This window comes from Streptomyces sp. NPDC029139, assembly GCF_055564335.1.
On sequence record NZ_JBVHWN010000016.1, the window covers coordinates 155,768 to 163,067 of the forward strand.

Below are 7,300 nucleotides of genomic sequence, written 5' to 3' on the forward strand. Positions count from 1 at the left end.
CGCGCTCGACGGGGAGGAAGGTGGGGGACGGCGCAGCGGCGCGCGGAGGGCTCAGCCCTTGACCGCGCCGGTGAGCATGCCCTTCTTGAAGTGCTTCTGGACGAAGGGGGAGAAGACGGCGACGGGGACCAGGGCGAGGACCATGACGGCCATCTGGACGGCGACCCCGGACAGCGAGCCGGCCTTGACGGCCTGGCCGAGGCCCACCGGGATCTCCTGCTTCTGCACGAGCTGGATCAGGACGTTCTGGAGCGGCATCATCTTCTGGTCGCTGAGGTAGATGGAGGCGTTGAACCAGGCGCTCCAGTAGCCGACGGCGTAGAAGAGGGTGATCACGGCGATCACGGCGCGGGACAGTGGCATCACGATCTGCCAGAGGATCCGCAGGTCGCCGGCGCCGTCGATACGGGCGCTGTCGATGAGTTCGGGCGAGACTCCCATGAAGAAGCCGCGCAGGACCAGGATGTTGAAGACGCTGACCGCGCTGGGGAGGATCAGCGCCAGATAGGTGTCCGTCAGGCCGAGGGTCTGCACCAGCAGGTAGGTGGGGATCAGTCCGGCGCCGAAGAACATGGTGGCCATCAGGGTGAGCAGGATGGCGCGGTGGCCGAGCGAGCCCGGCCGGGAAAGCCCGTAGGCGCAGAGGATGGACACCGCCATGGAGAAGACGGTTCCCGCCACCGTCACACCGACGCTGACGAGCGCGGCGCGGGTGACCTGGCCGCCGCTGAGCAGCTCCTGGTAGGCGATGAAGGTGATGTCCTTGGGGACGATGACCAGTCCGCCGGCCTCCGTGATCGTCTTCTTGGAGGAGAGGCTGGTGACGATCACGATCCACAGCGGGAAGAGCACCGCGAGGCAGGCGAGTCCGAGCACCGCGGCCTTGGCCGTGAGGCCGGCGCGGGTGGGCGGCTCCTCCCAGACGGGCCGGGCGGGAGCGGCCCAGCGGCCGCGGGCCGTCGTCGTCACGGTCATTTCCGGTACACCCCCTGCTCGCCCATGAGATGGGCGGCCTTGTTCGCCGAGAGCACCAGCACGAGGCCGACGACTCCCTTGATCAGTCCGGCGGCGGCCGCGTAGCTGAAGTCCTGGCTGCGCAGACCCGTCCACCACACGAAGGTGTCGAGGACCTCGGCCGCGCCGGGGCCCACCGCGTCGCGTTGGAGCAGCAGCTGCTCGAAGCCGACGGTGAGCGCGTCGCCGACGCGCAGGACGAGGAGCAGCGCGATGATCGGGCGCAGCGCGGGCAGCGTGACGTGCCACATGCGGCGCCGGCGGTTGGCACCGTCCATGGCCGCGGCCTCGTAGAGGTCCTGGTTGACGGCGGCGAGGGCCGCGAGGAAGACGATGATGCCCCAGCCCGCGTCCTTCCAGATGCCCTCCGCCGTGACCAGGTACTTGAAGATCTCGGGGTCGGTCATGAGGTCGAAGCCCTCGTGGCCGCGCTCCCGCAGCGTCTGCGCGATGATGCCGGCGCCGCCGAGGATCTGCTGGAAGACGGTGACGACCAGCACCCAGGAGAAGAAGTGCGGCAGGTACAGCACCGCCTGGATCATCGCCCGCAGCCGGGGCCTGAGCACGCTGTTGATGAGCAGGGCGAGGGCGATCGGCACGGGGAAGTACAGGACGAGCTGGAGGAGGAACAGGACGAATGTGTTCTCCACCGCGTGCCAGAACGAGGGGTCGGAGAAGACCCGCTCGAACTGGGCGAACCCGACCCAGGGGCTCTCCAGCATGGCGGTGACGCCGTTGGTGGAGACGTAGGGGTCGTAGTCCTGGAAGGCGATCACAGCGCCGAGGATCGGTACGTAGTTGAAGACCAGGACCAGGACGAGCGCGGGCAGCGTCATCAGGAGCAGGGTCCGGTCCCGCCGGAGACGGCGGCCGAGGGGGACCTTCGCCGAGGCGCGGGGCGCGTCGGAGGCGACCGGGGCGGCCGGGGCGACCGTCGTGGGCCGGGCCGGCTTCTGCCGGTCCTCCGGCCGGTGCGGATGGAGCGTGGCCACGGTCAGCTCGCCGCGGACCCGTGGGAATCGAGCAGCTTCTTGTACCAGTCGCGCAGCTGGTCGCCACCCTTGCTCTTCCATTCCGACACCGCCTGCTGCATGTCGGACAGCTTCCTGCGGCCGCGGACGATGTCCTTCTCCAGCTGCTCGAAGTCGTTCATCAGGCCGATCCACTGGGAGGGCTCGGTGACGGTCATGCCGTAGAAGGAGGACTTGATGGTGAAGGCGCCCATGCGCTGCTGCCACTCGACCATCGCGCGGGTGACCTCGGGGGTGTCGGGGTGGGCGACGTAGGGGGCGGGGTTGGCGACGAAGAGCCAGGAGCTGTTGACCTCGTTGTTGCCCTGGTCGGTCTTGACCGGGAGGCCGTCCTTGACCGTGTGGTCGATGCCCTCGACGCCGTAGTCGGTCAGCATCCGCTCCTTGGTGCCGTACGGGGCGGCGGTGAAGTCGGCGATGGCGAGGATGTCCTCGACGACCGTCCTGGAGCTGCCCTTCTTCACGAAGGCCCAGATGTTGGCCGGGTTCGTCGCCCAGAGCGTGGGGTCGCCGCCCGCGTGGCCCGGGATGTCCATGGCGGAGATGGCGAACTCGGGGTTCTGCGCGGCCTGTTCGGTGGTCTTGGCGTACCAGTGGGAGATGTCGTTGTTGTAGACGAGGACCTGTCCCGAGGTGAAGCGGTTGCCGGCGTCGCCCTGGTTCTGCGCCCTGGCGTCCGGGTGGACCAGGCCCGCGTCGTAGAGCTTGCGGCTCCACTCCAGGGCTTCGAGGTACTCCTGCGTCTCGATGCGGTTGACCAGCTTGCCGTCGACCAGGTGCCAGCCGAGGGACTTCTCGCTGCCGGAGAGGACCCCGAACATGTTGAACGCGGTCCAGGTCATGTCGTCGCAGGCCCAGACCTTCGCCTTGGCGCTGGTCATCTCCTTGGCGAGGGCGAGGAACTCCTCGGCGCTCTTCGGGAGTTGCCAGCCTTTCGCGTCGAAGACGTCCTTGCGGTAGAAGGGCGCGATGTTGGTGACGTACGAGGCCGGCATGGGCAGTCCGCGCAGCTTGCCGCCGAAGATCGAGCGCTGCCAGGCGTCGGTGGGGATGGCGGCGAGGTTCGGGTACGCCTTGATCCTGTCCCCGGAGAGGTACGGGCCGAGGTCCTCGAACTTGGCGTTGATGGCGCTGGGGATCTTGCCGCCGAGGTTCCAGCCGGGGACGACGACGAGGTCCGGGATGTCGCTGGAGGCGAGGACGGCGCCGAGCTTCTGGTCGTAGACGTTGCCGTCCTGGTTCTGCCAGACGGTCTTGACGCCGATGGCCTCGTTCATGGCCGTGTAATAGGGGTTGTCGTTGGCCGGCGGGGTGCCCCAGAGCGGGGCCATGACGCGGATCGTGCTGCCCTTGCCGCGCTTGCCGGAGACCGAGGTGGCGAGCCGCTCCTTGGCGATGGGGCGGGTGAATCCGGCCGCCGAGCCGTTCTTGGGGGCGATGTCGGGGGTGACGACGGTGCGTGCGACGTACGCGGGGAGGATCTTCTGGGCGTCCTTCCCGGTGGTCGTGCCGTCCTTCTTCCCGCTCTCCCCGCCGCCGCAGGCCGCGAGGAGCGGCATCCCGCCGGCCACGGCGACCGCGGCGACCGCGGTGGAACCGAGGAAGCCTCTCCGGCTCGGGGAGGAGTTCCCGGAGATCCCCGGGGAGCTCGGGGAACCCGTGGTGACGGCGTTCGGCGTCATTGCGTCAACCCTTCGTGGCGCGCCAGGACATCCGGCGGAAGCGGGCCGCCGGTCGGCTGCGGTGTGTGAGGTGGAGCGGGCGGGCGCGGCGGCCCGCGGCGCTGTCGACACGCACTGTCGAAGCGCTTCGATGTTGCTGCGAGGTTAAGTGAACGTCACCACCCCGGCAAGAGCCGATTCCAAGATTCCTCGGCTCTCGACCGCCGAACTCGCCTGCCGTGAGGGCCGATGCGACGAGATGACTCCGGACGCCTTGACACACCCTCGTGCGGAGTCGAGCATCGAAGCGCTTCGAAAACCACTCGCTCTCCTCTGCCCAAGGGATTTGTACGTGACCGCTCAACGGCCGCTCTTCCGTGACCCCGCGACCGCTGTCGGCCGTCGCGTCGACGACCTCCTCGGCCGGCTCACCCCCGACGAGCGGATCGCGATGCTGCACCAGTTCGCGCCCGCCGTGCCCCGGCTCGGCGTCGCGGCGTTCCGGACGGGTCAGGAGGCCCTGCACGGCGTCGCCTGGATGGGACCCGCCACCGTGTTCCCGCAGGCCGTCGGTCTCGGTGCCACCTGGAACCCCGGCCTCGTGCGCCGGATCGGCGAGGCCGTCTCCCGCGAGGCCCGGGCGATGCGCGCCAAGGACGACCGGGTCGGGCTCAACGTCTGGGCTCCGACCGTGAATCTGCTGCGCAACCCGCTGTGGGGCCGCGGCGAGGAGGGCTACTCGGAGGACCCCGGGCTGACCTCCGCCCTCGCGACGGCGTACACCCGGGGGCTGCGCGGCGACCACCCGATGTACTGGCGCACGGCCCCCGTCCTCAAGCACTGGCTCGCCCACAACAACGAGGCCGAGCGGGACACCTCCTCCGCCTCGGTCCGCCCGCGGGTGCTCCACGAGTACGACCTGCGGGCCTTCCGCGGCGCCGTGGAGGCGGGCGCGGTCGCCGGCGTCATGCCCGCGTACAACCTGGTCAACGGGCGGCCCAACCACCTCTCGCCGTATCTGGAGGACCACTTGAGGACCTGGACGGACCAGGAGCTCCTGGTCTGCTCGGACGCCGGCGCGCCCTCCAACCTCGTCGACTCCGAGAAGTACTTCGCCACGCACGAGGAGGCGACGGCCGCGGCGTTGCGCGCCGGCGTCGACTCCTTCACGGACCACGGCACCGACAGTTCGACGATCGTGGCCCGGCTGCGCGGCGCGCTGGAGCGGGGCCTGATCGACCAGGAGGACATCGACCGGGCCGTCCGCCGCCAGCTGGCCGTGCGTTTCGCGCTCGGCGAGTTCGATCCGGAGCTGGACCCGTACGCGGACGAGAGGGACTTCGACACGCCCGCGCACCGGGCGCTGGCCCGGGAAGCCGCCGAGCAGGCCGTCGTCCTGCTCAAGAACGACCCGGTCGACGGCGCGGACGGTCTGCTGCCGTTGCGCCCCGCCGCCCGGATCGCGGTCGTGGGGCTGCTCGCCGACGAGTGCAAACTCGACTGGTACAGCGGGACACTGCTGCACCGCTCCACCCCGCTGGACGGGCTGCGCGAGCGGTTCGGCGCCGATCGCGTCGTCTTCGCGGAGGGCGTGGACCGGGTGCGGCTGCGGACCGCCTCCGGCGCCCGGCTGCGCGTCCCGGAGGGCGGCGCCCCGAAGACGGCGCGCGCGGCCGAGGGCGCCCTGGATCCCGCCCTGATCGCCGGACGCACCGACCTCCCGCCGCTGACCACGGACGCCGAGGGGTCGGAGCTGGCGCTGGTCGACTGGGGCGACGGACTGCTCACCCTGCGCGCCCCGGACGGACGCTATCTCTCGGTCGCCGACGACCAATGGGTGCGGGCCTCGGCCGACCAGCCGGGGGGCTGGGTCGTCCAGGAGGTCTTCCGGTGGGAGGCGCATGGGACGGGTCACCTCCTGGCGCACGTCGGGACCGGCGGATACGTCTCTGTCGCCGCCGACGGCGTGAAGGTTGCCGCCGAGCGGGAATCCGCCGAGATCTTCACGGTCGAGACCGTCGAGCGGGGGGAGGACGCGGTGGCACGGGCCGCCGCCGACGCCGATGCGGTCCTCGTGGTGGCGGGCAACGATCCGCATCTGTGCGGTCGCGAGACCGAGGACCGCACGACGCTGGCGCTTCCCGCACAGCAGGACCGGCTGTGGCGGGCGGCCCACGCCGCCAATCCCCGCACCGCGCTGCTCCTCGTCTCCTCCTACCCGTACGCCGTACCGGAGGCCGCCGCCGCGCTGCCCGCGCTGCTCTGGACGGCGCACGGCGGCCAGGCCGCGGGCACGGCGCTGGCCCGCGTGCTCGCCGGTGACGTCTCCCCCGCGGGCCGGCTGCCACAGACCTGGTACGCGGCCGACGCGGACCTGCCCGGGATGCTGGACTACGACATCATCGGCGGGCGACAGACGTATCTGTACTTCGACGGCACACCGCTGTTCCCCTTCGGACACGGCCTGTCGTACACGTCGTTCGCGTACGGCGAGCTGTCGGCCGCGGTCGACGGCGAGGTGGTACGGGTCGGATGCACGGTCACCAACACCGGCACCGTCGCCTCGGACGAGGTGGCCCAGGTGTACGTGCGGGCCGTCGCCCCGTCCGTACCGCGCCCGCACGGCGAGCTGGTCGCGCACCGCCGGCTGCCGCTGCGACCGGGCGCCTCCGAGACGTTGTCGTTCGAGATCCCGCTCTGCGCGCTCGGCTTCTGGGACGTGGCGCACGGGCGGTGGACGGTGGAGCCGGGGCCGTACGAGTTCCGGATCGGCCCGTCCAGCGCGGATCCGCGCGGGTCGGCCGTCATCGAGATCGAGGGGATACGACCGGGGCCTCGACCCGTCCTGGAGCACGGCCTCGCCGCCGTCGACCACGACGAGCAGACGGGCACGGAGATCGTCGATCTGACCAAGGTGTCGGGCGATGCCGTGGCCCCCGCCGATCCGTCGACGCCCGGCCGGCTGGTCTTCAGGAGCTGCGACTTCGGGGACGGCGTCACCGAGGTGGCCGTGGAGGTCGCGGGCGCGGGCCGGATCGGGCTCTCGCTGGACGGCCGCACGCCGCTCACCGAGATCGACGTCCCGGAGACCGGCGGCCGGTACGTGTACACCACTCTGGGCTCCACCGTCCTCGCACAGGGCGTGGCGGACCTGCACATCGAGCTGCGCGGGCGTGTTCGCCTCGCGCGGGTCGGCTTCGCCGGCTGAGGGTCCGGCCGAAGACCGACCAGAGGGGCCCGGCACCGATGCCTTCCGGTGCCGGGCCCCGTCGTGTCCCCGGTGCGCGGGCGGGACGGGTGGAGACGTGCGCCCTTCGGCCGCGTGCATCGGCCCCCGCACATCCCGGCCCTTCGGCCCACGACTTCGGTGCACTCATGTCGGCCCTGCGCAGGACGGCCCACGCGGAACAGCCCACGCGGAACAGTCCCCGCCGATCAGCCCACGCGGAACAGCCCTGGGAGCCCGGAGGCCCGGGGGGGCGCAGGGGGGGGGGGGGGGGGGGGGGGGGGGGGTTGGGGGGGGGGGGGGGGGGGGGGGGGGGGGGGGGGGGGGGGGCGGGTCACGACAAGTAACATCTCGTATGCCGTATCATT

4 protein-coding genes are annotated in these 7,300 nt (G+C 71.2%); 1 reads left to right on the forward strand and 3 read right to left on the reverse strand.

The window, feature by feature from the left end; all coding sequences use genetic code 11:
* Positions 1–51: 51 nt before the first annotated feature.
* From ACZ4VW_RS28680 to ACZ4VW_RS28690, 3 genes are read right to left on the reverse strand one after another with little or no spacing between them, the layout of a single operon-like run.
* A complete protein-coding gene (locus ACZ4VW_RS28680; RefSeq protein WP_467967357.1) occupies positions 52–975 on the reverse strand; it encodes a carbohydrate ABC transporter permease in 924 nt (307 codons plus the stop codon).
* Positions 972–2,006, reverse strand: a complete 1,035-nt coding sequence (locus ACZ4VW_RS28685) for an ABC transporter permease (RefSeq protein WP_467967359.1) — start codon at positions 2,004–2,006, stop codon at positions 972–974. Before ACZ4VW_RS28685 ends, ACZ4VW_RS28680 begins: the two co-directional genes overlap by 4 nt.
* Positions 2,007–2,008: 2 nt before the next feature.
* Positions 2,009–3,727, reverse strand: coding sequence for an extracellular solute-binding protein (locus tag ACZ4VW_RS28690; RefSeq protein WP_467967361.1), 1,719 nt, complete (start codon positions 3,725–3,727; stop codon positions 2,009–2,011).
* Positions 3,728–4,058: 331 nt separating this feature from the next.
* Between ACZ4VW_RS28690 and ACZ4VW_RS28695 the strand changes: the two genes are divergently transcribed.
* On the forward strand, positions 4,059–6,914 hold the full coding sequence (locus ACZ4VW_RS28695) for a glycoside hydrolase family 3 C-terminal domain-containing protein (RefSeq protein ID WP_467967363.1): 2,856 nt from the start codon (positions 4,059–4,061) through the stop codon (positions 6,912–6,914).
* Positions 6,915–7,300: the final 386 nt, after the last annotated feature.